We start from the raw sequence: 22,396 nt of genomic DNA on the forward strand, positions 1-22,396 counted from the left end.
ACATGGCCCACAGCTATTCGCGAGCGACTGCACAGAGTCGGCGTACAACGATCGAGCACAATAACCGCCCCAGACCGACACCGGAGTGGTCTCCGTGAGTGGTGAGCGGTCCGATACGCCGCCTGCAGATCGGAGTGTGACGACCGGCACGACGACAGCGACAGTGGCGAGTGCAAGCCGACCGACGAGCCTGCGTGTCGTCGACGCAGTCGCCGACGAGCGAGGGGTCGAACCGATGGGTCTCGATCCGCTCTACGAGGCGATCGATCCGGACAGCCTCGATTCCCTGTTCCCGCCAGCGCCCGAGCGACCGGAAGCGACCAGCCGCTCCATCGCGTTCACCTTCGCCGGCTATCAGGTTACCATCGACGGAGCCGGCGCGATCGACGTGACGGAACTCGACGACCGAGAGCGAGTTGCTGACCCGGACATCGACAGCGTCGACGAGACGACCCATTCGACCGACTGACCGCAGTCGAGCGGAGCGCCTGGAAGCCGGATGGATGGGCAGTGAAACGGTCGACAGAATTGTGCACGTGCGGGATTCCGTGATCGTGTTACGCCCTCGATACAGGTCGTACGACGTCGTTTCTCGCAAAGGGGGTCGATCCCGGCGACCGGAATACAGCACTGTCCGGGCGACGTGGGAGGGGACGATGCACTGGCCGTACGAGAACACGATGGCACCCGCATCGCGTGTGATCGAGCGATTACGGGCGACGTACTGGCACTGGCCGCTGACGCTCGACGGACGCGATCGCCACATTCGGCAGTCTGTCATCCAGAAGGGACGTATTCGGCAGAGAGACGTACCGTGGAGGGAGATTGGGAGCTGTGTCGCCAGCGAGAGCAAGGTAGGTGTGGGGAAACAATGGGCCGGTCCGTGCTCGGTCGAAGCTAGCTTCGGAGGTGAGTTCGATCAACCGTACACCTACACAGTCGACGACGGCGGGGCCACACGAGCCGGGCGATCCACCGGCCGTACAGCTGGACGGGGTGACACACGAGTACACGGCTGGCAGCCGGTTGCGATCGACCGGGCGCGAGCCGGTTCGTGCGCTCGCCGACGTCTCGCTGTCGATCGCGTCCGGGGAAGTCGTCGGTATTCGGGGACCGAGCGGGAGCGGGAAGTCGACCGTCCTCCACGCGATCGCGGGGCTGCTCGTCCCGACGGACGGGTCCGTTGCGCTCTTCGGGACCGACCTCACCGACTGTTCCGGTCGAAAGCGACTGCGACTCCGCCGACAACACGTCGGAATCGTCTTCCAGCACTTCCACCTCCTGCCGTCGCTCAGTGCTCGCGCGAACGTCGCCTTGCCGCTCGTGCAACTCGGCCAGTCGAAGGCGACGCGTCGGAGACGGGCGACTGCGTTGCTAGAGCGCGTCGGCCTGGGAGATCGGCTCACGCACCGGCCGGGGGAGTTGAGCGGCGGCGAACGCCAGCGTGTCGCGATCGCCAGATCGCTCTCGACCGATCCCGACGTGATCGTCGCCGACGAACCGACGGGTGAACTCGACACGGCGACCAGCGAATCCGTTCTCGACGTCCTGACGAGCGTCGCCGACGATCGCGCCGTCGTGATGGCGTCGCACGACCCGACGACGCTCGCGTGGACGGATCGGACGATCACCCTCTGTGATGGGTCGATCGTCGACGAGACGGACCAGGACGAGCCACGTCGGGCGCGACCGGCGATCGGCGCAAGCGGTGGAGACGATCCGTGACGGACGACGAGCCCGGACCCAACGACAGAACGCGACCGCGAACCCACGGCGACCCAGACGGGCGCCGACGGAGTCGAACGAGCGGGCTCATCCGAATCGCACTCGCTCGCTTTCGCGGACAACTCACCGGTGTCCAGTCCGGAAAGTCGACAGCGATCGTCGTCGCCGTCGCACTCACGCTCGCGCTGCTGGTCGTCGTCACCGGACTGGCCCTGGCGCTCGTCGACGGCGGCGGCACGTCACAGACCGACGCCGACGTCAGTATCGAACCGGCGGACGGCGGATCGCTCTCGTCCGTAAACGGCATCGAATCACCACGGCTCGCGAACGCGACTGCACATACGGCGGAACTCCGGGCCGCAGACGGCGTTGATCGAGCGACACCGGTCCTCGTCGAACCGGTGGCCGTTCGGTCGGAGACGGCGTCGACAGCCGATCCATCCGCGTACACACGGCTTCTGGCCATCGGCGTCGATCCGGCGGTCGACGCTGGAAGCGTGGCTGGACTCCCACTCGACGCGCTCGGCGACGGCGACGACGGAGCGGATGATGCAGACGGTCGGAGAAGCGAATCCGGGGCGGAGAACGAATCGGCGGCTGGGACCCTCGGCGCGCGGTCGGCCGGGCTCGTCCTCTCCGAGACGGCCGCTAATCGGCTCGACGTGACCGTCGGAGAGGCGGTGGTCGTCACCAGTGGAACCGAAACGTACCAGCTCCCGGTGACTGCAGTCGAGCCGACGACTGGCGACGACGAAGCGCCCGTCGCGCTGGTCGATCGGGACGCCCTCATGACCTTCGCTGGCAGCGCCGACGCCTCGTTAGCCGACCGGATCCTCCTCTGGGGCGACGAGGGCGCCGCCGAACGCGCAGCGGCTGACGCGTACCCGGCAGCCGCCGTGGAGCCGACCGACTCGATCCATCCCGCCGCGCTGTTCGAGAACGACCTCGCGCTCGCGACGAGCCTCGTCGCGACGATCGTCGCCCTGGTCGTCTGTGCGCTGTTTATCGCGACGACCGCCGGGATGGCCGTCGCCGAAGACCGCCCGCAACTCGCGATCCTCTCGGCGATCGGTTTCTCGGGAGCGAGCCGGCTCGCCATCGTGACGACGGCGATTCTCACCACGGTCATCGGCGGCTCGGTGCTCGGAGTGGTCCTCGGGATCGGTGTCGGATACGGCGTGAACGCCCTGGCTGGCGTGCTGTTCGCCACTGGATCGGTGGTGGTCTTTCACCCGCTGGTCGTTCCCTACACCGTGGTCGTCGCGGTCGTCGCCGGCCTGCTCGCACTGCCGTACCCGCTCAGTATCGCGGCCAGAACCGACGTGCTCGCGGCGGTGGACGGATGATCGGGTGGCTCGTCCGGGCGAGTGCGACCGTGGGACTGGCGAAGGCACAGCTGCAGCGTTCACCGGGGCGAACCGCGCTCGCGGTCGGCGCCGTCACGCTGGCCGTGCTCTCGGTGACCCTGTTCGCGAGTCTCGGTGTCGGCGTCGTCTCCGTCGGCCAGGATCGCGTCGAGGACGCCCAGCGCGACGTCTGGATCACGAGCGACGGGGCGGAGGCAGGCGTCGAAAACGGTATCGTCGGCGCTCACGCCATCAGTGCGGAGCTGAACCAGCGCGAGGACGTCACGAGGGCGGCGCCCATCGGGTTGCACACGACGTACGTCGGGACCGAGCGAGACGCCCTCGAGCCGATCACGGCCGTCGGCGTCTACGAAACGCACGGCGGCTTCGACTTCGAGTCGGGCTCCGGCTTCGAGGGCGGCGACGAAATCGCCTCCCCGTCCGCCGACCCGGGAGCGACCGACATCGTCCTCGACCCGACTGTCGCGGACGACATCGGCGTCTCGGTTGGCGACACGGTCTACGTGAGCGTCGACGCGAACGGAGACTCGGCGAGAGCGTTCACCGTCGTCGGCACCGCCGACCTGTACTCGCAGTATCTGGGTTCACCGACCGTCACGATGCGCCTGGCAGAGTTGCAGGCACTCGCAGGAAGCCGAGGTTCCGACCGGGCGACGTTCGTGACCGTCGACGTCACGGACGGAACGGACCGGGCGGCACTCAGGGACGAACTCGCCGCGACGTACCCCCAGTACGACGTGCGAACGAGTGACGACCAGTTCGTGGCGATGGTCAGGGATCGCGCGCTCGTCGTCACGAGCGGCGTCGCCCTGGTCGGCCTGGCCGTCGTCGGCGGGATCGTCCTCACGGCGAACCTCTTCGTCCTCGTCGCCTACCAGCAGCGCCGGGAACTCGCCGCGCTCCGAGCGATCGGGCTGTCACGAACGGTGCTGTCCGGCCTCGTCGGCATGCAGGGGCTCGTCATCGGCGCCGCAGGGGGCGGGCTCGCACTGGTCCTCACCGGGCCGATCGCCGGCCGGTTGAACGAGCTGGTTGCACAGGTCGTCGGATTCGAGTCGCTCTTGCAGACCACGCCTGCCGTCTACGGCCTCGGCGCAGTCGTCGCCGTGACGATCGGCGCCGTCGCGGCCTTCGTCGGCGGCTGGTCGGCCAGTCGCTACGCGACCGTCGAACAGCTAGACGGCTACGCGTAGCGAGGGCGACTCGGTCAGTCCGTGACTCGATCACCCCGACCGTCCGGTATTTACTCCTGGCGCGGCTACCGGGCCAGTATGACCGACCTCCAATATCTGCCGGCGGCGGACGACGTCACCGAGTTCACCGCGACCGTCACCGACGCGACCGACGACTACCTCGTCCTCGACGGCACCTACTTCTATCCCGAGGGCGGCGGTCAGCCGGCCGATCACGGCCGCCTCGAGTGGGATGGAGGTGCAGCGACCGTGACGAACGTCCGGAAGGACCACGGCGACGTCAGACACGAAGTCGAGACGATCGAGGGCGCCGTCCCCGAACCGGGAACCGACGTCACCGGTGAGATCGACGCAGAACGCCGGGACCGATTACGTCGGATGCACACCGCCCAACACGTCGTCTCTCGCGTCGTCCTCGACGAATACGGTGCATCGACGGCCGGCAACCAGATTCACCCCGATCGCTCCCGCATCGACTTCGAACCGGCCGACTTCGACGAGGACGACGTGGAAATGATTCAGGAACGCTCGAACGCGGCGATCGAACGAGACCTCTCGGTCACCAAGGAAAACCGAGCGCGAGCGGACGTCGAGCGCGAGGTCGACGAGGGCCGGTCGCTGCTGGAGTTGATCCCCGATCACGTCGATCCGCTCCGCGTCGTCGCCATCGAGGACTGGGACATGTGTCCCTGCGGCGGCACCCACGTCGACCGACTCGGGGAGATCGGGCGGATCGAACTCACGGATCGTACCCCGAAGGGGGCCGACGTCGAACGGATCGAATTCGAACTCCACGAACCGTAGACTGCACGCGGAGGTAACCGACAGGCGGAATCGATCGACGAACGGAGCTTGTCAGCAGAGCGGCTGCACTGGCGGACCAGAACTGGCGTCCGGAGCCACGGTCCAGCGAGGACAACGCTCGGAGAAGCTCCGTGCGTTACTCCTCGACGGTGATGGTCCCGTCGACGTCGACGTCGATCCGGTAGCCGAGGTAGCGAAACGAGAGCGAGAGCGACGAGTCGTGATCGGACTCCCAGAGGCGATCGAGCGCCTCCGGATCGAGTGCCGAGTATAGTGGCGGGTCGAGCGCTTCGGGTTCGACGTCCTCACGCTCGGCGACGGCGTACACGACGCGATGGCTGAGCCCATCGTCCATCGACGGAGTGGCGTCAGCCTGGTGGGAACTGTCCATATCCCGTGGAAGCTACTATAGCGTAAAAAGAATACCGGGGAAATACGACCATTATTCGACGCGAACACGCCGCCAGCGGTTTCAAGTGCGGACAGAAAATTCACCGAACGTCGCCAAAAGAGGGGTTTTGGTTCGAAATAGCGGAGTTCGGCAGATATGTCACGTATTCGTCTCGTCTGCGGCGTTTCAAAGACACCATCGAGAGAGAGAGAGAGAGAGAGAGAGAGAGAGAGAGAGAGAGAGAGAGACGCGATAGAATCGACAGAAATCCTCACCGGAGAACAACGTCGTCCGTCAGTACGACTTCGCGAAGTACGCGATCTCGTCGGCGGGTTCGTCACAGACGCCGCACGTCGCATCCGCGTCGGGGCGGACGGGTTCGCCCGCGGAGTCGCCGCCCTGCTCGTCGACGGGTTGCATGACGATCTCCGCGGCGATTTCGTCTTTGATAACCGTCTCGCAGGCCTCGTCGCCGCACCACGGCGTCTTCACGTAGCCACCATGTCGGCCGATCGTGCCGAGGATCTCCTCGGGGGAGTGGGCTTCCCGGACGTTCTCGTCGAGATTCGTCGCAGCCGCGTCGTAGAGCTTCTCGAAGATCTCGTCGAGGTGGGCGTCGACCGCGTCGACGATACCGTCGCGATCGGCGACGGTCTGTTCACTGTCGGGACGGTGGACGAGCGTAACCTCCTCGTCGTCGACCTCGTTCGGCCCGATCTCGAGGCGGAGCGGGACGCCGTTGAGTTCGTGTTCGTTGAACTTGAAGCCGGGATTTCGCTCGTCGCGGTCGTCGAGTTCGACGCTGAAGCCGGCGGCCTCCAGGTCTGCGGCGATGCCCTCGGAGTAGTCGAGGACGGCGTCCTTCGTGTCGGCCTGCCAGATGGGGACGATGACGACCTGCGTAGGGGCGATCGTGGGCGGGAGAACCAGCCCCTGATCGTCGGAGTGGGTCATGATCATCGCGCCCAGTGCGCGCCAGGACAGTCCCCACGAGGTGGTGAACGCGGTCTGTTCGTCCTCGTCTTCGTCGGCGAAGGTGATGTCGAACGCCTCGGCGAAACTCTGGCCGAGGTGGTGACTGGTCGCGCTCTGGACGGACTTGCCGTCGGGCATCAGCGCCTCGACGCAGGTTGTCGTCTCCGCACCGGGGAACTTGTCGTGGTCCGGCTTCTTCCCCCTGAGAACGGGGACCGCGAGGACCTCCTCTAGCACGCGCGCGTACTGGTCGAGTCGGGTCCAGACTTCCTCCCAAGCCTCGCCGTCGGTCGCGTGGGCGGTGTGGCCCTCCTGCCAGAGGAACTCCTTGGTGCGGAAGAAGGGCTTGGTCTCCGTGGCCTCCCAGCGGACGACCGAGCACCACTGATTGAGTCGCATCGGCAGGTCTCGGTGGCTGCGAATCCAGTCGGCCATGAACGGTGCGATGATCGACTCGCTGGTCGGGCGCACCGCGAGGCGTTCTTCGAGTTCGTCGTGACCGCCCTGCGTGACCCAGGCGACCTCGGGGTCGAACCCTTCGACGATGTCCTTCTCGCGTTCGAGGAAACTCTCCGGGATGAACATCGGGAAGTAGGCGTTGTCGACGCCGGTCTCCTTGAACCAGCCGTCGAGTGCGTCCTGAATCCCCTCCCAGAGGGCGTACCCCCGGGGCTTGGTGACGATAAAGCCGCCCATCGGCGCGTAGTCGGCCAGATCCGCCTTCTGGACGACTTCCGCGTACCACTCGCCGGGCTTGTGTGACTTGGACTCGGTGATCCCGAGATCCTGCGCGTCCTCGCTCATACACGCAACGTCAGGTAGCGCGGTCTTAAACGATGCGAAGGCCGGTCGGGTGGGAGAAGTGCGCTTCCATTGCGGCGGCAACTACAAGTATCATCTTCGGGGAATAGTAGCGTATGAAGGGATTCGGCGCGTGGGACGGGTCCGATCTCCGAGAAACGGTTGCGACACATCGTGAAGAATTCGACGCCGACTTAAAGAGACGTTTTGGTGAACGGGCTTGACACGACCGTGCTGATCGGCCGTCTTGACGTCGCGATGAGTGAACCAACGTCAGACACCCAGGCGACGAGAGGCTTCATCGACCGTCACCCGGTTCTTCTAGTGCCCTCCGTACGTGTTCGTACGTGAGAGACGCATTGGTTTCCTCGTGGCCAGATTCCGGCCACAGGTCCAGACAGTCGTCCGCTCGTCGCGGTGCGACGTGAAGGTGAAAGTGCGAGACAGACTGCTGGGCTGCCTCACCGCTGGCGTGAAGCAGGTTCACCCCATCGAACTCCGCTGCCCGCAGTCGGCAGGCGATCGTCTTCGTATGAGCCACGACTGCGTCGAGTGCCGGCCTCGGGATGTCGAAAAGACTCTCGTAGTGTGCTTTCGGTACAACGAGCAGGTGTCCCTCAGAAACGGGATCGAGTGGAGCGAACGCCAGGGTTTCCTCCGTCTCGTCGACGATCGTGGCCGGTTCGTCACCCGCGACAATCGCACAGAACGGACAGGACATGCCCGAACGTGTGGATGGGACGGACATAATAACGTTGTCCGCCAAGAGGGGCAGGCATCACGCCCCTGGAATCGCTTCGAGTACACCGATTCGGCGGACGAACCGGCGCCGCGCAGGCGCGAGATCCTGCATACGGTTGAAGCCTGAACGCGACGACCGTTTTCGTCGGTTGTCAGTCGTTTATGAGTCCGGCCCTCGAACGTCCGGACATGCAGGCAATCGAGGTCACGGAGTACGGCGACAGTGACGCACTCGAAGTCACAGAGCGCGAGAAACCTGAACCCGGCCCGGGCGAGGTCCGCATCGCCGTCGAAGCGGCGGGGATCAACTTCGCCGACGTGATGCAACGACGCGGCGTCTATCCAGGTGGACCAGACGCGCCGTACGTCCCGGGGATGGAGGCAGCGGGTACCGTCGACGCCGCTGGTGAGGGCGTCGGACTGGACGAAGGCGACCGCGTCGTCGCGATGCTCGGCGGTGGCGGCTACGCCGAGTACGTCACGGCAAACGCCCAGATGCTGTTCCCGATTCCGGAGGGGATGAGCTTCGAGGAGGCCGCAGGGTTTCCCGTCCAGTTCCTCACCGCACACTGCTGTCTCTTCGGCTGGGGCGGACTCGAAGAAGGTGATGGGGCGGCTACCGCCGCCAATCCGGAGCGCGCCAGCGGGCGCGCGGAACGCGTCCTCATCCAGGCCGCTGCGGGCGGCGTCGGCACTGCCGCCGTCCAGCTCGCCTCGAACGCCGGGGCGGAGGTCTTCGGCACGGCGAGCACCCAGGAAAAACTCGACCTCGCCGCCGACCTGGGCTGTGACCACCCCATCCAGTACACCGACGTCGACTTCCGCGACGTGGTCGACGAGGAGACCGACGGCGAGGGCGTGGACCTCGTCCTAGAAAGCGTCGGCGACGATGTCTTCGACCGGAGCCTCGACGCGATGGCTCACTTCGGCCGGCTGGTCACCTACGGCGTCGCCAGCGGCGTTCCCGCCAGCGCCGAGAATCGCCGCCTCCTCTTCGAGAACAAGAGCGTCCACGGTTTCCACCTCGGCCAGGCGTCCAGTCACGACCCTAGCCGGGTCATGGCTGCCGTCCCCGATCTCACCAGTGGCTTCGAATCCGGCGACCTCGAGGTGATCGTCGGCGAGACGTTCCCGCTCGCCGACGCGGCCGAGGCGCACCAGTTCATCGAGGATCGCGAGAGTCAGGGAAAAGTCGTCCTCGTGCCCGAATAACGTCGGGACGTCGTTCGAGCTCGAACCCCAAACTCACTCGAACGCGATCTCCCACTCGAGGTCGTGGTCGACGAAGTCCGCATCGTCGAGCGGTTCGCCGCCCTCGAAGTCGAAGCGACCCTCGACCGTCCGCCCCTGGAGGACGCCCGGCAACCAGAGGTGGTCGTCGTCCCACATCTGGTCGTAGGGGACCTCGTCGAGGGGGAACCACTCGGGACGGGCTTCCTCGGAGGGTCGTGGCTCGCCGTCGAAGCGATCCGTCCGGAAGACGTGGCAGTGGATCTGCGGGTCGCCGTCGAGCCGAAAGGTGAGTTCGCCCGCCTTCGAGAGGGCCGGCGTGTCCACGTCGATACCGACTTCTTCGCGCACCTCTCGGATCGCACACTCGCGGATCGTCTCGCCGGCTTCGCGCTTGCCGCCCGGTCCATTGTACCACCCCTCGCCGAGCCCGCGACGTTTCTCGATGAGCAACACCTCGTCGTCGCTGACGACGAAACACAGCGTCCCCTCGTACATCATCGACGAAAGTTGGGACGGCCACCCCATAAGCCCTCGTGGAGTGACGTGGGTACGCGGCGTGGTCGGTGTGTGGGCGCCGCTCTCGGCCAGTTCACCAACCACCGGAGGGCGTCGCGAAACCCGCCGTCGAGTAAACGTTTTTACGGCAGGACTGCGACGTGCTGGCATGGAAGATATTTTCGTCGCGCGATTGATGTCGAGCGACGTGTACACGGTCGGACCGGACACGCTGGTCGAAGATGCGGCGACGGCGATGCTCGAACGCGACATCGGCTCCGTCGTCGTAGTGAACGAGTCGAACCGAATCTGCGGCATCCTCACCGGAACTGACTTCGTCAAGATCGTCTCCGAACGGAAACCCAAGGACCAGACGCCGGTCTCGCGGTACATGACCGAGGACGTCGTCACCGGCAGCGCTCAGGACACCATCCACGAGATGGCCGAACTGATGACCGACCACGGCTTCCAGCACGTTCCGATCGTCGACGAGACCGAGGGCGTCATCGGCATGCTCTCGACGACCGACCTGACCGCGTACCTCTCGCGACAGGACCGACCGACCGGGCTCGCCACTGGTGGCGAAGAGTAGAGAGAGAGAGAGAGAGAGAGAGAGAGAGAAACACTTGGCCCACCCCCGTTCGGCAGCGGACCCCGACCGACTCGTCACCGAGCGTCGGCCGCGGTAGCAGCGTGGGGTGGCGGGTCGATGGGAACCGAGTCGGCCGGAACGATCGAGTACGACCCACGACAGTGGCTCGCCGCCGAGTCGGCGTCGACGTACAGCGGGTAGCGGGTACCGTCGCGACCGGTGAGTACGCTCACGAACGGGTGGTCGACGGACGGTTCCGTCGGCCACAGGACGGCGATCGAGGCGGCAGGGTCGTGAATACGAATCGCGTCGCCGGGATCGACTGCTGGGAGTGTGGCCTCGACAGCGGCCTCGGACGCATCGTTGTCGTCTCGCGAGAGAGCGGCAGTGTGCCCGCCAATCGACCGATCGGCGTTCGTTCCGCCGGTCGGCTCGGCGCTGCCAGTTCGCCGGTTGGGCGAGTCCCCCACGGTTTGGTCGCCGAGCTCACCACCACTCGTCACTTCCACGCCCCCGTGTCGTCGTGTCCGGTCCATAGGAAGAGGTCGAACGCGGACACAATAGGCGTCGGGCTCCCGCTTCCGATTTTCCGATAACTGGAAACGGTCGTGAGCGACGGGGTATCGCCAGAAGTGCTGTCCCGGTTTCACCGGTAGTGAAACCCGTGAGAGACAGATCCCACGACCGAGAGATCGAACGACTACTCGGCCACACGATCGGAGGAGGATCTCGATCCGCTCTCCCAGTCGAATGCGTGATACAGCGACTCGAGTCAGAAGCGCCGATTCTACCAAGAGATAGCAGGACCATCGAAAACCGAGAGAACACCGGCGTGGACAGCCGGGGTTCCCCTACCCATGTCCGTCGTGGCGGGCACCAGTCGGCCTGTGACGTCGGAATTACACGGCTCGCATCCCGCCGGATTGGTGTCTTCGTGCACTGTACATAGACGTACTGGCCGAACGAGGACGAACGATCAAGAGTTCGTGGTGTCCGACCGAGGCGCCGTAATTTGCGTGGCGCCGGTGCTCATTCGATAGACGACTTCGAAAACAGGTATCATCACGACACGGACGGTCCGAATCCGCAGCCTGGTGGTCAGCATCGACGGCAGGCCCGTGTTAGGATCGGTAAACGCGTTCGATCCACCACCGTCCTCAGAAGGCTCTCGATCACTGCATCCGCGTAGCTATTTACCGTGCGACCCGTTCCCATACAGGTATGAGTGAATCGACAGATCGTCACGAGTACGACGTGGTCGTGGTCGGCGGCGGGCCGGCAGGGATGACCGCGGCGCTTTACACCACACGACTCGGCCATCGAACGGCGCTCGTCGATCGCGGTGGCGGCCGGGCAGCGATGATGCAGGACGTGCACAACGTGCTCGGCGTTCGCGAGGAGACCAGTGGCGGCGAATACCTCGATGTGGGTCGCGACCAGCTCGCGGACTACGGCTGCGAGATCCACCGCGATCTGATCACGTCGTGTACGCGCGATGACGCCGATGACAGATCGTTTCGGCTGTCCGGCGATGCAGCCGGCTACGTGGGCGAGGCTATCGTCCTCGCGACTGGATTCACCGATGTGCGGCCGGAACCCCCACTGCCGCGAACGGGGCGCGGACTCCACTACTGTCTGCACTGTGATGCGTACATGTTCGTCGACGAGTCGGTCTACGTGATGGGCCACGCCGAAAGCGCAGCTCACGTCGCCGGGATCATGCTGAACTTCACGGACGAGGTCGATCTACTGACCCGGGGCGCAGAACCCGAGTGGAGCGACGAGACGGCCGCGGTTCTCGAGGCCCACCCGATCGACGTGATCGAGTCGGATATCACCGGGGTACAAAACGGCGACGATGGCTGGCTGGAAGCCCTCGAGTTCGAGGATGGCGTCGTTCGAGAATACAGAGGTGGCTTCGCGATGTACGGCGCCGAGTACAACAACGGGCTGGCCCGAGAACTCGGCTGCGAGCTCGATGCGGATGGCACGATTACGGTCGACGACCACGGACGAACCTCGGTCGACGGCGTCTACGCCGTCGGCGACTGTACACCCGGGCACAATCAGGTCCCCGTCGCACTCGGACAGGGTGCGAAGGCCGGGATCGACGTCCACTTCCAGCTGCGAGACTTCCCGCGCGACCTCGAGACGATCGCCGAACTGGGACCGGTTCGATCGGCCGAAGTCCCGGGGATTCCCGACGAACTCCTCGAACAGGCCGTCGACTTTCACACGTACGGCCGGGAGTGAGCGACAGGGTACGGCCCGCTGTCGGCCCGTTCTGAAAACGCATCGTTCCGTCCAGCAGGTCGGCACCGACGCTGGCAGTCTTCGTCGACAGCAGTTCAGGCAGTCGATGGGTGGAGCCCGTCAGTACTCAGCGTCGAACCCGCGCCGAAAGGTGGTGTCCAAGGGAATGCAATGGCTGCTGGCATCGGACCGCACGGCAGAGGTAGGTTTCGGCAACCGATGTGTGCCGAGCAATTGACTGGAGAACTACCAGCAACAGTGGTCTGGAATACGGTCGGCGCGAGAGTAGAGCGACGGTTAATCGACTGGTTCGGGGTCGTGGCTCCGTTCTGTGGGTGGGCGAGCACCCATTCGTGCCTCGTTCGAGTCGACTGTGACAGAGTAATCTGCCGAGACAGTGACTGTGTACCCCGCGTACTCGAATTGAATCTTCCCGTTCGGACGGTTCGTTCCAGCAACCGGTTCGAACACGGCGTCGAGCGCCTCCGGATCGATTACGTCGTAGAGCGGTGGATCGAGCATCGAGGGGTCGATTCCCTCACGCGCAGCGATTTTACTGACAATTCTGACACCAACGGAGTCGGCCATGCTCGTGGTTGGCCCTCGACTGCGATAACGATTGGCGAATATTCCGCGGAGAATTCCACACGCGCAAATAGACTACGCAGGACGGGACGTTCCGCTATACTCACCCACCGCCTCGACACACAGCAATTGGCCTTTATTACACGATGCGTGGTTACAGCGTACATGTCTCGGGGAAATGAGGATGCGCCCAACAAGCACCAACTCTCAGTCGATTTGGTTCTCGAAATCCTGAGTCAGTATCAACGACGAGAGATTCTCCGGTTCTGCCGAGATGCACCCACGAATACGTTCCCGATGCACCAGGTCATCACCCACCTTCGAGACATCGAGGCCGAGCTGAACGACGAAGAGCCGGGAACCGATCACTTACAATCCGTCCTGATGCACGTTCACGGCCCGAAATTGGATACGGTTGGGCTGGTGGAATACGACATCGGTGAGCAGTACATCGAGTACTTTCCCAACGACCAGATCGAAACCGCCCTGGAGCATATCGACCGGATGGAAGACGACTGGTGAGTGGATCTCAGCACTGTCGTCCAATGCGGAAGACTCCGTCGCTGCTGTCGATAGCGGACTGCTCACTCGCTTCCATCGTTCGACGGCGACGGTGTGTATTCGGTACCGTCGTTTCACTCCCTAAGAACAACGTCCTCGTTCTTTATCTCACAGGTGAAAAACGGTTCCCAGTCGTACTCATCGACGACATGTTTTGGGTCCGGGTTGGCCAGATAGAGCGGCAGGACCTCTCACTGATGATCGCCTCCGCTCCTGCTGAGGCGGCGAAAACAGTGATCGCCGCTACCCGTCTTCTTCCTCGGGCTGGATCTGACAGACGTCCTCAGCGAGATTTTGGATGTATGCTCTGAGGATTCTCATGCCCTTGGGAGCGTCTTCGAGGGTCTTGCCTTTCGCCTTCGCGACGATCTTGTCCTGGTCATAAACCACGGAAGTAGGATTAATCTAATACGAAGTGTAGTGAGATAGTAAAAAAGTCAATTACTGATCAATCAATCAGTGGATATGATAATTTCCAATCGGGAACTAATGACCACTTTTTGATCCCAAAATCAACTCCCGTTCAATTCGTTTTAATATACTTCACTTGCCAACTATTGGGATATTCATCAACAATTAGCGTAACCCTCCATCCTGCTGAAATCTACATTGGTCACCCGATGACTGACCCAATACAACCAAACCGAACGAGGCGAAAAAGCGATTAAAGCACTTGGGGTTGGTGTTCTCGGTACCACACTCCCCATAGGATCTGCAGTTGCTCAAAGCAGTCAACAGGGATGGGAATCAATGATCTTCCCATCTGAAGCCCCATTGGACGCAAAGAGGAAGAAAGCCGGTGATGTAGACGGTGTTCAGATCAAGGAACGGAAGGACGGTTCGTGGATAGTGAAAGTGGATCGATCGGAAGCCGAAAAGCCTGATCCCGCTCCTCTCGAGGAGACTCAACGGGCAGTCCGAAACTCGGAGGAAGCTCAGATCAAACAGGAGCTACAGACTCAGACGATTACGCCCGCTAGTACTGACGTGCCAGTAGGGACCCAGTCATATATCTGGCACATGACTCGGGGGGATGAATCATCAAGCTCCTCAGGCCATATTGTAGAATTTGGCGGACAAGATTACGACACAAGTGCGGAAGAAGCAACGGCAGCAACCCTCGGAACTGTCGGTTGGGGTGCAATGACGAGATCGTCATGGATTGGCACCCCGTTCCGTGGAACTGGTTCTGGCACTCAAAGTGCTACAGTAACTGCGTACGGAGACTACAACGGTTTTATGGTAACGGCAGGATCTGGTTCCTTTAGCGCAGATGTGGAATTCGTCCTGCAGAACCTATCAACGAACGCTGAATGGTCCACAACAATCTACCAAAACTCAGGTTCGCTATTAGGGGGCCACGTAACTGGAGAAACAAACTACACTGCCTCTGTTCACCCGGAAATTAGAGCAGGTGATGACTATCTTGCATACACACGATTAGAGACCTCCGTAAATCTAACCGGTGGAGCTGACTGCAGCTCGGATTTCGGCCCTCAAGACGGCGACGATGCGCCCAAGGGTCAAGGTGTGGGGCTCTATTATATTGGGATAGATTTCTGATTTTATCACTCTAAATCCCCATCTCACCAATTAAATATTAAATTAAAAAAATTTGAAATTCTCCTCTTCCCTATCCACAAACGAGCAAAAAGACCTCATCCATCTCAATGAGTCGTCACATCAAATTGGCTGGCGAACCAAGCGACGGTTACCGATAGGTGAGCGGGTTAGGCAGGTTTTCTTCCCACCGCGTGAGCGGTGCTTTGAGCGGTTCCGTCACGCCGGATCCGGCGAGACGGTGAGGTGTGTCCATTGGTAGAGTAACGACGTTGTCAAGCGGGGTATGACCGACAAAGATGTTCATCAGTACTGGCGTGAGAACTGCGAGACGTACCTCAACGACCTTATCGAGACAATATTTGGCAATATCGCTTCAGTCTCGAAGAAATGTTCTACATTGTCAAGGAGATACGATCTGAGCGGACCACCCAGACCGCTCGTGATCTTGATCGGGACTATGAGACAGTTCTCAACTTTGTCCACAAAGTATAGGACGTCAGTGGTGAGGTTGAAGAGATTGACCGCTACGGCGTGTGTGAAGCCGACTAGGTCTACGTAACTGCTCATGAGAAGGGAGTTGAAGACGAAGATTTTCCTCCGCGTGTGGCTGGCGAAGCTCAGCGGAGCCTCGAAACACCATCTCCAGAGGCATCTCAACTTCCTCGGACTGAAACTCAACTCACTGGAAGACTGGTTCGAGAAACCCCTATGTTACAATGTGTCGGTGTGGGCAAAAGGTTTATATATGCTGACAAAATAGTCTTATCCATAATGTCCCTAGGAGAGATTCAGTTGCTCGCGATATTGATAGCTGGTTGCCTAGTCATGCTCTATGGCCTCTATACGGTCTTTAATTTAGGGAGCTTCGTTGCAAACGCTCTCAGGAAGTGAGGCCTATCCTATCTCCGCGGTTTAATCCGGACGAGTGTATGGTTTCCGCGAAGACGTTTCAGTTTGTTGATTATATTTAACGAGGCGGGAAGACGTCACCAATTAGACGTGCTTTTCCGTAACGTTGACGTGAGAGGTTCCTCGCGCTGAAACGCCATAGACACCATGGAGGGGCACTCTCTGCAACACGCGCGATCGACCTCGAAACGAGTGCTCTACTATACCGTAGAAGTGGGACTAAGTTGTCATAATGCAACTGCGATCATTCCTCCCGTCTGAAATTCAACTACCCCTGCGTGATTGGGTCAGCCCTTTCCCGATACTCGCTGTAAGTATCATGTGCCCACGTAACCGCAACATCCGAGTCATTGATTAATACCCCTTTCAATCCTCCTGAAGTGTGTACAGCGATACCCGCCACGTCTCCAATGTCGCCATTAACGAACCATAGGCCGAATGGAAGATTTGCATCGAGGACATACATTGATATATCTTCAGTGGCCACAATCTGATCAAACCGAGCGGGAAAGAATTCCTGAAAGGCTTCAAGCGTGTTTTCTTCCATGATTATTTCGGTATTTAAGCCTTCATCTCTTGTGAGTTCGACGATACCATCGAGATAGAACGGTTTAATTACAGTAACGAATGTACTCAATTCGCTTGAGTTTTTAATATACGAAATGCTCGTTTCGAGGGAAGCCTCAGGAGCGGACGGATTCGTATGGTCAACCTGGCTTCCTCGAAGGAACCGTGAGGTAATGGAACCTTTAGGTAATTCGAGGAGAATATCACTTGATCGGTTTACTTTTTCGATCGTTTCGTGATATTTCTGGTATTCACGTAAGGCAATCATTCCAACGGAAGTCAATTCATATTCATTATCAGGCCGTTCTATACAATCGAGGTCAATGAGATTTCTTATGGCTCGGTTTATTGTGGGCCGGGAGGGCGAGATATTTTCGACGATCTCAGGCTTCGTTTGAGGACGTTTTGCAAGAGTTTCCAGTACCCCGTGCCTTTTTTCGACTACTCTTCGGAGTTCCTTGCTTTCGTCCTGCTCATCCATGGTTGGATATTCTTGTAATTCTATTAAAACCTATTGATATCGCTCACTTTCAAGTGAAATTCGATCTTGAGCCATATGGATTAGGTATCTAGTTCATATCTCATCGGCACGTATACTCTGATATGACCCCCTGGGGTGGTAAAGTAACTGGCGACGAGAAACCGACCCGAAGGCGATCAAACGGATCACGGCTGCGTTGCTGTATCTCGATGGAGACCCACCAGCGGCGATCCAGCAGCTGCTGGACATTGACGGACGACGATTTATGACTGGCTCGACGACGTCGCCGAGCGCGTCAGCTTCGCGCTCGGCGACCGCCCACGCGACGGGAATTCCGCCATACTCACTAACCAACAGTGGAAGGAACTTGCAGGGTGCGGGACGGACGTCCGTGACTCAACATCGCAGAGCGTCGAAGCCGGAACGAACCCCGTCATTGCTGCGCCTCCACTCCGCTGGTTGCCGATGGACACGTTCGATATGAGCCCGTCCGCTCGAGTCGACGGGGACACGAGCGCGCATGACCGACCTCAGAGTGTCCGTCGAGGAGGACGGTACACCGTGCACGGCGCTCCGAACAGCGGAATTCGCGGCTCTTTTCCGGCTCAGGATTGATCGACTCGTTCTCCAGGAGCAGCCGAATCACCGCGTCGGAAAACGTCACGCCGACCACCCCGTTTCACTCGGTAAAATCGCCCGATGGCGTCGGGGCGGAACAAATACCCTCGTCTCACTCCCAAAATTGGCCGTTGATTTCTCACCCGTGGTAGTGCAAATTGTATGGAGAACCGCCGAGGCTGTGGCTACCGGGAGACTTCGAGAAACGTAAGAATTCTGATGGACTCGCTGGGATTTGAACCCAGGGCCTCTTCCTTGCGAAGGAAGCGATCTACCACTGATCTACGAGCCCGCGGAATTTGGTAGCCGGGAGAGCTATTAGTAGCTTGTGTTTCGATGGCGGCGAGGTGCCGCCAGCTCAGACGGAGCGGCGACGGACGTGCGAGGGGACGTCGAGGACGCCGACCCGGCCGGCAACCAGCCCCAGCAAGAACCCCGTAAAGTGAGCGAGCAGGGCGACCCGTGGGGCGGCTGTCGCGAGCGTAATGAGCGCGGCGAGGACGACGAACACACCCAGCGCGACCCACGGAGAGACCTGCACGCGCGAGGCCAGCCCGTCGGAGAGTCGGTTGCCCGCCAGTAGATACCCCATCAGCGCGAAGACGGCACCGCTCGCCCCGAGCACCGGCGTCGCCACGCCGACGATCCCGGTGCCCACGACCTGTGTGATCCCCGCGATAGCGCCCGTCGCCAGGAAGAACGCGTGAAAGCGCAGGTGCGTCGTCGCCCGGGCGACCGGCCAGCCAAAGAGGACGAGTGCGGCGCTGTTCGACAACAGATGACCCAGGTTCTCGTGAGCGTAGACGCTCGTCACGATCGTCCACGGGTTGGCCTCGAGCGGCGGCGCCAGGACGAACAGTCCGGCCATCAACCCGACGCTGAACAGCGCCGCGATCCACTGCAGGACGAAGACCACGGCGAAGATCACCAGCGTCTCGACGAGCGGACTCCCGGAGCGTGCCATACGACAGAATTCGACGGACACTCCCTTAATCGGTCGGACGGTGTCGTCACTCGACGGTCGAGAACGCGAGTCGAACGTGCTGCGAGTACAACGTGCGCGAATCGATCCGAACAGCGGGTGCCGATCAGTCCTCGAGGACGATCTCGATCGAGACGTCGTTCGGCACCTGGATGCGCATGAGCTGTCGGAGCGCACGCTCGTCCGCATCGAGGTCGATCAGGCGCTTGTGGACGCGCATCTCCCAGTGCTCCCACGTCGCCGTCCCTTCACCGTCCGGCGACTTGCGGGTGGGAATTTCGAGCGTCTTCGTCGGGAGCGGGATCGGCCCGCTCAGGTTGACGCCCGTGTTGCTTGCGATTTCGCGGACGTCATCGCAGATGTTGTCCAGGTCCTGCGGGCTCGTCCCGGCGAGACGGACACGTGCTTGCTGCATTTATTTCTCGTCGACGCTCATGACCTTGCCTGCCGCGATGGTCTGACCCATGTCACGGATGGCGAAGGAACCGAGTTCCGGGATCTCGCTGGCCGGCTCGATGCTGAGCGGTTTCTGCGGACGGATGGTGACGACCGCGGAGTCGCCGGACTGGATGAAGTCGGGGTTCTCCTCGGCGACGTCGCCGCTCGAGGGATCCATCTTCTTGTCGATCGACTCGATCGTACACGCGACCTGCGCGGTGTGGGCGTGGAAGACCGGGGTGTAGCCGGCCGTGATGACCGAGGGGTGCTGCATGACGACGATCTGAGCCTGGAAGGTCTCGGCGACCGTCGGCGGATCGTCGGCCGGGCCACAGATGTCGCCGCGGCGGATGTCGTCCTTGCCGATGCCGCGGACGTTGAATCCGACGTTGTCACCGGGTTCGGCCTTCGGGACCTCCTCGTGGTGCATCTCGATCGTCTTCACTTCGCCGCCCACGTCGCTGGGCTGGAAGGAGACGTTGTCGCCGATGTTCATGACACCGGTCTCGATACGTCCGACCGGGACGGTCCCGATGCCGGAGATCGTGTAGACGTCCTGAATCGGGAGTCGGAGCGGCGCGTCCGTCGGCGGCTCGGACTCCGGCAGGTCGTTGAGCGTCTCGAGCAGGGTACGACCGTCGTACCACGGCGTGTTGTCGGAGGTCTCGGCGATGTTGTCGCCCTCGAAGGCCGAGATCGGGATGAACGAGTCGTCGGCGACCTCGAAGTTGACCTGGTCGAGGAGCTGGTTGACCTCGTCGACGACGGAGTTGTAGTCGTCCTCGGAGTAGTCGACGACGTCCATCTTGTTGATGCCGATGATCAGCTTCTCGATGCCCAGGGTGCGCGACAGGAAGACGTGCTCCTGGGTCTGGGGCGCGACACCGTCGTCTGCGGCGACGACGAGGACGGCGTGGTCCGCCTGGGACGCACCCGTGATCATGTTCTTCACGAAGTCGCGGTGGCCAGGGGTGTCGACGATGGTGAAGTAGTACTGGTCCGTGTCGAACTTCTGGTGGGCGATGTCGATGGTGACACCACGCTCTCGCTCTTCGGCGAGGTTGTCCATGACGTAGGCGAACTCGAAGCCACCCTTGCCCTTCTCTTCTGCTTCTTCGCGGTGCTGTTCGATGACGTGCTCTGGGACGCTCCCTGTCTCGTACAGGAGTCGACCCACGAGCGTACTCTTCCCGTGGTCAACGTGGCCGATGATGGCCAGGTTCTGGTGTGGTTTGTCGCTCATTGTTGTAGCTCACGCGCAAAGGCGCTTATACCGGGGATGTTGTCCGGATGTGGTTAAAACCATTTCGAAACCCGCATGAGCGGACCCCGACGCCGTCGTGCGGTTTGCGAGGTGTTCACACGAGGGGAGCCCGATCGCACCGCCGACCGGCCAGGTCGACGGCGAGTTGGCCAGTAAGGTATTCAGGCACCTGCCGTCCAACGTCACCAGCCGATTCGAGCTTACAGCGACGGCAACCGGCCGATGTCCGCGAGCACTGCAGTCGCCGTCTCGGGGCCACCAGCACCGGCGCCGCTGTTGTGTAACGTGCCCGCGTATTCGGTCTCGAACTGGACGATGTTTCGCGTCCCGCTGACCGCCAGCGGGCCGTGTTCGGGGACCAGCCGGGGACCGACGCTGACGCCCTCCCGAGTAGCTTCACCGACGAGACGGATCGTCTGCCCGTCTTCGGCGGCCAGCTCGAGCGCGCTCCGTGGCACGTCATCGATACCGGTCACGTCGGCATCCTCGAGCGAGAACCCGTCGTCCGCGAGGACGTTCGCCAGAATCACGAACTTCAGGGCGGCGTCCGTGCCGTCGACGTCGAACGACGGGTCCGCCTCGGCGACGCCCATACCCTGGGCCTCGGCCAGGACGTGCTCGTAGTCGAGTCCCTCGGTCGCCATCCGACTGAGGACGAAGTTGGCCGTCCCGTTGAGTACACCGCGAACGGCGGTCACGGCGTCCGGTGTCAGGTCCTCGATCGTCGAGCAGACCGGGATCGCCCCGCCGACGGTCGCCTCGAATCGAACGCGACCGGCACTTGCCCCGGCGAGTCGCTGTAACTCGTCATAACGCTCGGCGACGGGGCCCTTGTTCGCCAGGACGACGTGGCAGTCGGCGGCGAGCGCCCGTCGGGCGTGGCCGAATCCGGGCTCGGCGTCGCCGAGGGTCGTCGGCGTCGCCTCGATCAGGACGTCGTAGTCGACCTCGAAGATGGCCTCGGGCGCGGCGTCGCCGACCGGTTCGCCGCGCTCCTTGCGCGCCAGGGCCGACGCGACGTCGATACCGATATCGTCGGTCGTCGCGCCGGACGAATCGGCAGCCGCCTCACCGGACGAGCCAGCTGTCGCCTCACTGGTCGAGTCGGCAGGCGCTCCACCTGTCGAGTCGGCGACCATCGCACCGGTCGAATCGGCGATCCCCACGACCTGGTGGCCGTACTGGCCTGCCAGTTCGGCAACCGAGCGGCCGACGGAACCGGCACCGGCGATCGCGAGACGGTGGCCGGCCATTACGACCGACCCCCGATGAGCGGCTCGACGACGGTGAGGTCCTTCTCGGCGGCGACCTCGCCGACCGCGGCGAGCGCGTCGGCGACCGAGTTGTCCTCGACGGCCAGTTGCAGGCGGGCGCAGGAGGCGCCCTCGGTCCCCTCCGGCGCGGCGAGCGAGACGTCGACGACCGAAGCTCGACCGAATGCCTCGATGCGGGCGAGCGTCTCAGAGAGGTCGGAATCGACCAGGTGTCCGATCAGCACGACGTTGACCGTTCGGTCGTAGCGTCGCTCCCCCGCCTGGATGATCGGGACGCCCGCCGCCTCGAGACGCTCGACCAGTCCGTCGAACTGCGCGGGCGGACACGACAGGTCGATCTCGACCGGAATCGTCCCGCGCGGCGTTCGTTTGTCACGCTCGTGGTGGATCGATCGCAGATTCGCGCCGTGCTCGGTGATCGGCCCGAGCGCGTGTTGCAATCGCCCCGGTTCGTCCTCGAGTTCGAGACGGATCGTGTACGCGGCGTGCTCGTCGTCGGCTGTCGACCGTACTGTCGTCGCACTCCCGCCGTTCTCGTCACTCATCGACGTCACCACGGTTGCGAGCACCGCCACGGGGCTCCA

General features: G+C 62.1%; 22 protein-coding genes, 1 tRNA gene and 2 pseudogenes. 11 read left to right on the forward strand and 14 right to left on the reverse strand.

Features of this window, described 5'->3' with window-relative positions:
• The first annotated feature begins 94 nt into the window (after positions 1-94).
• From HALRU_RS11635 to HALRU_RS11655, 5 genes are all read left to right on the forward strand, one after another.
• The gene (locus tag HALRU_RS11635) at positions 95-469 is read left to right on the forward strand and encodes a HalOD1 output domain-containing protein (protein ID WP_245547743.1); all 375 of its coding nucleotides are present in this window, start codon (positions 95-97) and stop codon (positions 467-469) included.
• A 449-nt stretch (positions 470-918) separates the two neighbouring features.
• Positions 919-1,725, forward strand: coding sequence for an ABC transporter ATP-binding protein (locus HALRU_RS11640; RefSeq protein WP_245547809.1), 807 nt, complete (start codon positions 919-921; stop codon positions 1,723-1,725).
• Positions 1,722-3,071, forward strand: coding sequence for an ABC transporter permease (locus HALRU_RS11645; RefSeq protein WP_015301584.1), 1,350 nt, complete (start codon positions 1,722-1,724; stop codon positions 3,069-3,071). Before HALRU_RS11640 ends, HALRU_RS11645 begins: the two co-directional genes overlap by 4 nt.
• Positions 3,068-4,285 carry an ABC transporter permease gene (locus HALRU_RS11650; RefSeq protein ID WP_015301585.1) on the forward strand — a complete coding sequence of 406 codons (1,218 nt, stop codon included), beginning with the start codon at positions 3,068-3,070 and terminating at the stop codon, positions 4,283-4,285. Before HALRU_RS11645 ends, HALRU_RS11650 begins: the two co-directional genes overlap by 4 nt.
• 78 nt (positions 4,286-4,363) lie before the next feature.
• Positions 4,364-5,089 carry an alanyl-tRNA editing protein gene (locus HALRU_RS11655; protein WP_015301586.1) on the forward strand — a complete coding sequence of 242 codons (726 nt, stop codon included), beginning with the start codon at positions 4,364-4,366 and terminating at the stop codon, positions 5,087-5,089.
• A 136-nt stretch (positions 5,090-5,225) separates the two neighbouring features.
• Here HALRU_RS11655 and HALRU_RS11660 read toward each other — a convergent pair whose 3' ends face one another.
• From HALRU_RS11660 to HALRU_RS11670, 3 genes are all read right to left on the reverse strand, one after another.
• On the reverse strand, positions 5,226-5,480 hold the full coding sequence (locus tag HALRU_RS11660; protein ID WP_015301587.1) for a HalOD1 output domain-containing protein: 255 nt from the start codon (positions 5,478-5,480) through the stop codon (positions 5,226-5,228).
• 294 nt (positions 5,481-5,774) lie between these two features.
• Entirely contained in the window at positions 5,775-7,259 is a 1,485-nt protein-coding gene (proS, locus tag HALRU_RS11665; protein WP_015301588.1) for a proline--tRNA ligase, read from the reverse strand.
• A gap of 295 nt (positions 7,260-7,554) precedes the next feature.
• A complete protein-coding gene (locus HALRU_RS11670; RefSeq protein ID WP_015301589.1) occupies positions 7,555-7,977 on the reverse strand; it encodes an HIT family protein in 423 nt (140 codons plus the stop codon).
• A 209-nt stretch (positions 7,978-8,186) separates the two neighbouring features.
• Between HALRU_RS11670 and HALRU_RS11675 the strand changes: the two genes are divergently transcribed.
• The gene (locus HALRU_RS11675; RefSeq protein ID WP_015301590.1) at positions 8,187-9,209 is read left to right on the forward strand and encodes a quinone oxidoreductase family protein; all 1,023 of its coding nucleotides are present in this window, start codon (positions 8,187-8,189) and stop codon (positions 9,207-9,209) included.
• 33 nt (positions 9,210-9,242) lie between these two features.
• Here HALRU_RS11675 and HALRU_RS11680 read toward each other — a convergent pair whose 3' ends face one another.
• Positions 9,243-9,725, reverse strand: coding sequence for an 8-oxo-dGTP diphosphatase (locus HALRU_RS11680; RefSeq protein WP_148680684.1), 483 nt, complete (start codon positions 9,723-9,725; stop codon positions 9,243-9,245).
• Positions 9,726-9,894: 169 nt separating this feature from the next.
• Between HALRU_RS11680 and HALRU_RS11685 the strand changes: the two genes are divergently transcribed.
• Complete coding sequence (locus HALRU_RS11685) at positions 9,895-10,317, forward strand: CBS domain-containing protein (protein ID WP_015301592.1); 423 nt, start codon at positions 9,895-9,897, stop codon at positions 10,315-10,317.
• A 74-nt stretch (positions 10,318-10,391) separates the two neighbouring features.
• On the opposite strand, the gene HALRU_RS11690 is transcribed toward HALRU_RS11685, so the two are convergent.
• A complete protein-coding gene (locus tag HALRU_RS11690) occupies positions 10,392-10,853 on the reverse strand; it encodes a hypothetical protein (RefSeq protein ID WP_015301593.1) in 462 nt (153 codons plus the stop codon).
• A gap of 685 nt (positions 10,854-11,538) precedes the next feature.
• On the opposite strand from HALRU_RS11690, the gene HALRU_RS11695 reads away from it, so the two are divergent.
• Positions 11,539-12,570: an NAD(P)/FAD-dependent oxidoreductase gene (locus HALRU_RS11695; protein WP_015301594.1), complete on the forward strand. Its 1,032-nt coding sequence runs from the start codon at positions 11,539-11,541 to the stop codon at positions 12,568-12,570.
• A 297-nt stretch (positions 12,571-12,867) separates the two neighbouring features.
• Here HALRU_RS11695 and HALRU_RS11700 read toward each other — a convergent pair whose 3' ends face one another.
• Positions 12,868-13,158: a HalOD1 output domain-containing protein gene (locus HALRU_RS11700; protein WP_015301595.1), complete on the reverse strand. Its 291-nt coding sequence runs from the start codon at positions 13,156-13,158 to the stop codon at positions 12,868-12,870.
• A 162-nt stretch (positions 13,159-13,320) separates the two neighbouring features.
• On the opposite strand from HALRU_RS11700, the gene HALRU_RS16295 reads away from it, so the two are divergent.
• Positions 13,321-13,677: a DUF7344 domain-containing protein gene (locus tag HALRU_RS16295; RefSeq protein ID WP_015301596.1), complete on the forward strand. Its 357-nt coding sequence runs from the start codon at positions 13,321-13,323 to the stop codon at positions 13,675-13,677.
• Between the two features lie 282 nt (positions 13,678-13,959).
• Here HALRU_RS16295 and HALRU_RS16300 read toward each other — a convergent pair.
• A pseudogene (locus HALRU_RS16300) lies at positions 13,960-14,097 on the reverse strand (DUF7389 domain-containing protein); the annotation flags it as partial.
• 369 nt (positions 14,098-14,466) lie between these two features.
• Between HALRU_RS16300 and HALRU_RS11710 the strand changes: the two are divergent.
• Both HALRU_RS11710 and HALRU_RS11715 read left to right on the forward strand, forming a co-directional pair.
• The gene (locus HALRU_RS11710) at positions 14,467-15,279 is read left to right on the forward strand and encodes a hypothetical protein (protein ID WP_015301597.1); all 813 of its coding nucleotides are present in this window, start codon (positions 14,467-14,469) and stop codon (positions 15,277-15,279) included.
• A 154-nt stretch (positions 15,280-15,433) separates the two neighbouring features.
• Positions 15,434-16,039, forward strand: a pseudogene (locus HALRU_RS11715) (transposase).
• Between the two features lie 417 nt (positions 16,040-16,456).
• Here the strand turns inward: HALRU_RS11715 and HALRU_RS11720 are convergent.
• The 7 genes from HALRU_RS11720 to HALRU_RS11750 form a co-directional block, all read right to left on the reverse strand.
• Complete coding sequence (locus HALRU_RS11720) at positions 16,457-17,236, reverse strand: helix-turn-helix transcriptional regulator (protein ID WP_015301602.1); 780 nt, start codon at positions 17,234-17,236, stop codon at positions 16,457-16,459.
• An 838-nt stretch (positions 17,237-18,074) separates the two neighbouring features.
• Positions 18,075-18,146 (reverse strand) — tRNA-Ala (locus HALRU_RS11725).
• Between the two features lie 66 nt (positions 18,147-18,212).
• Positions 18,213-18,818, reverse strand: coding sequence for a rhomboid family intramembrane serine protease (locus HALRU_RS11730; protein ID WP_015301603.1), 606 nt, complete (start codon positions 18,816-18,818; stop codon positions 18,213-18,215).
• Positions 18,819-18,942: 124 nt separating this feature from the next.
• Entirely contained in the window at positions 18,943-19,251 is a 309-nt protein-coding gene (rpsJ, locus tag HALRU_RS11735) for a 30S ribosomal protein S10 (RefSeq protein ID WP_007703032.1), read from the reverse strand.
• A complete protein-coding gene (tuf, locus tag HALRU_RS11740) occupies positions 19,252-20,517 on the reverse strand; it encodes a translation elongation factor EF-1 subunit alpha (protein ID WP_015301604.1) in 1,266 nt (421 codons plus the stop codon).
• 221 nt (positions 20,518-20,738) lie between these two features.
• Positions 20,739-21,791: a homoserine dehydrogenase gene (locus HALRU_RS11745; protein WP_015301605.1), complete on the reverse strand. Its 1,053-nt coding sequence runs from the start codon at positions 21,789-21,791 to the stop codon at positions 20,739-20,741.
• Positions 21,791-22,357, reverse strand: a complete 567-nt coding sequence (locus tag HALRU_RS11750; protein WP_015301606.1) for an ACT domain-containing protein — start codon at positions 22,355-22,357, stop codon at positions 21,791-21,793. The genes HALRU_RS11745 and HALRU_RS11750 overlap by 1 nt, the downstream gene beginning before the upstream one ends.
• Positions 22,358-22,396: the final 39 nt, after the last annotated feature.

The organism is Halovivax ruber XH-70, assembly GCF_000328525.1.
GTDB lineage: Archaea > Halobacteriota > Halobacteria > Halobacteriales > Natrialbaceae > Halovivax > Halovivax ruber.

What these genes read in the sequence shown, in the direction of transcription:
- HALRU_RS11750 (WP_015301606.1), bottom strand. Translation starts at nt 22,357, where the DNA reads ATGAGTGACGAGAACGGCGGGAGTGCGACGACAGTACGGTCGACAGCC.
- tuf (WP_015301604.1), bottom strand. Translation starts at nt 20,517, where the DNA reads ATGAGCGACAAACCACACCAGAACCTGGCCATCATCGGCCACGTTGAC.
- HALRU_RS11690 (WP_015301593.1), bottom strand. Translation starts at nt 10,853, where the DNA reads ATGGACCGGACACGACGACACGGGGGCGTGGAAGTGACGAGTGGTGGT.
- HALRU_RS11720 (WP_015301602.1), bottom strand. Translation starts at nt 17,236, where the DNA reads ATGGATGAGCAGGACGAAAGCAAGGAACTCCGAAGAGTAGTCGAAAAA.
- HALRU_RS11730 (WP_015301603.1), bottom strand. Translation starts at nt 18,818, where the DNA reads ATGGCACGCTCCGGGAGTCCGCTCGTCGAGACGCTGGTGATCTTCGCC.
- rpsJ (WP_007703032.1), bottom strand. Translation starts at nt 19,251, where the DNA reads ATGCAGCAAGCACGTGTCCGTCTCGCCGGGACGAGCCCGCAGGACCTG.
- HALRU_RS11675 (WP_015301590.1), top strand. Translation starts at nt 8,187, where the DNA reads ATGCAGGCAATCGAGGTCACGGAGTACGGCGACAGTGACGCACTCGAA.
- HALRU_RS11680 (WP_148680684.1), bottom strand. Translation starts at nt 9,725, where the DNA reads ATGTACGAGGGGACGCTGTGTTTCGTCGTCAGCGACGACGAGGTGTTG.
- HALRU_RS11650 (WP_015301585.1), top strand. Translation starts at nt 3,068, where the DNA reads ATGATCGGGTGGCTCGTCCGGGCGAGTGCGACCGTGGGACTGGCGAAG.
- HALRU_RS16295 (WP_015301596.1), top strand. Translation starts at nt 13,321, where the DNA reads ATGTCTCGGGGAAATGAGGATGCGCCCAACAAGCACCAACTCTCAGTC.
- HALRU_RS11710 (WP_015301597.1), top strand. Translation starts at nt 14,467, where the DNA reads ATGATCTTCCCATCTGAAGCCCCATTGGACGCAAAGAGGAAGAAAGCC.
- HALRU_RS11670 (WP_015301589.1), bottom strand. Translation starts at nt 7,977, where the DNA reads ATGTCCTGTCCGTTCTGTGCGATTGTCGCGGGTGACGAACCGGCCACG.
- proS (WP_015301588.1), bottom strand. Translation starts at nt 7,259, where the DNA reads ATGAGCGAGGACGCGCAGGATCTCGGGATCACCGAGTCCAAGTCACAC.
- HALRU_RS11745 (WP_015301605.1), bottom strand. Translation starts at nt 21,791, where the DNA reads ATGGCCGGCCACCGTCTCGCGATCGCCGGTGCCGGTTCCGTCGGCCGC.
- HALRU_RS11655 (WP_015301586.1), top strand. Translation starts at nt 4,364, where the DNA reads ATGACCGACCTCCAATATCTGCCGGCGGCGGACGACGTCACCGAGTTC.
- HALRU_RS11660 (WP_015301587.1), bottom strand. Translation starts at nt 5,480, where the DNA reads ATGGACAGTTCCCACCAGGCTGACGCCACTCCGTCGATGGACGATGGG.
- HALRU_RS11685 (WP_015301592.1), top strand. Translation starts at nt 9,895, where the DNA reads ATGGAAGATATTTTCGTCGCGCGATTGATGTCGAGCGACGTGTACACG.
- HALRU_RS11695 (WP_015301594.1), top strand. Translation starts at nt 11,539, where the DNA reads ATGAGTGAATCGACAGATCGTCACGAGTACGACGTGGTCGTGGTCGGC.
- HALRU_RS11700 (WP_015301595.1), bottom strand. Translation starts at nt 13,158, where the DNA reads ATGGCCGACTCCGTTGGTGTCAGAATTGTCAGTAAAATCGCTGCGCGT.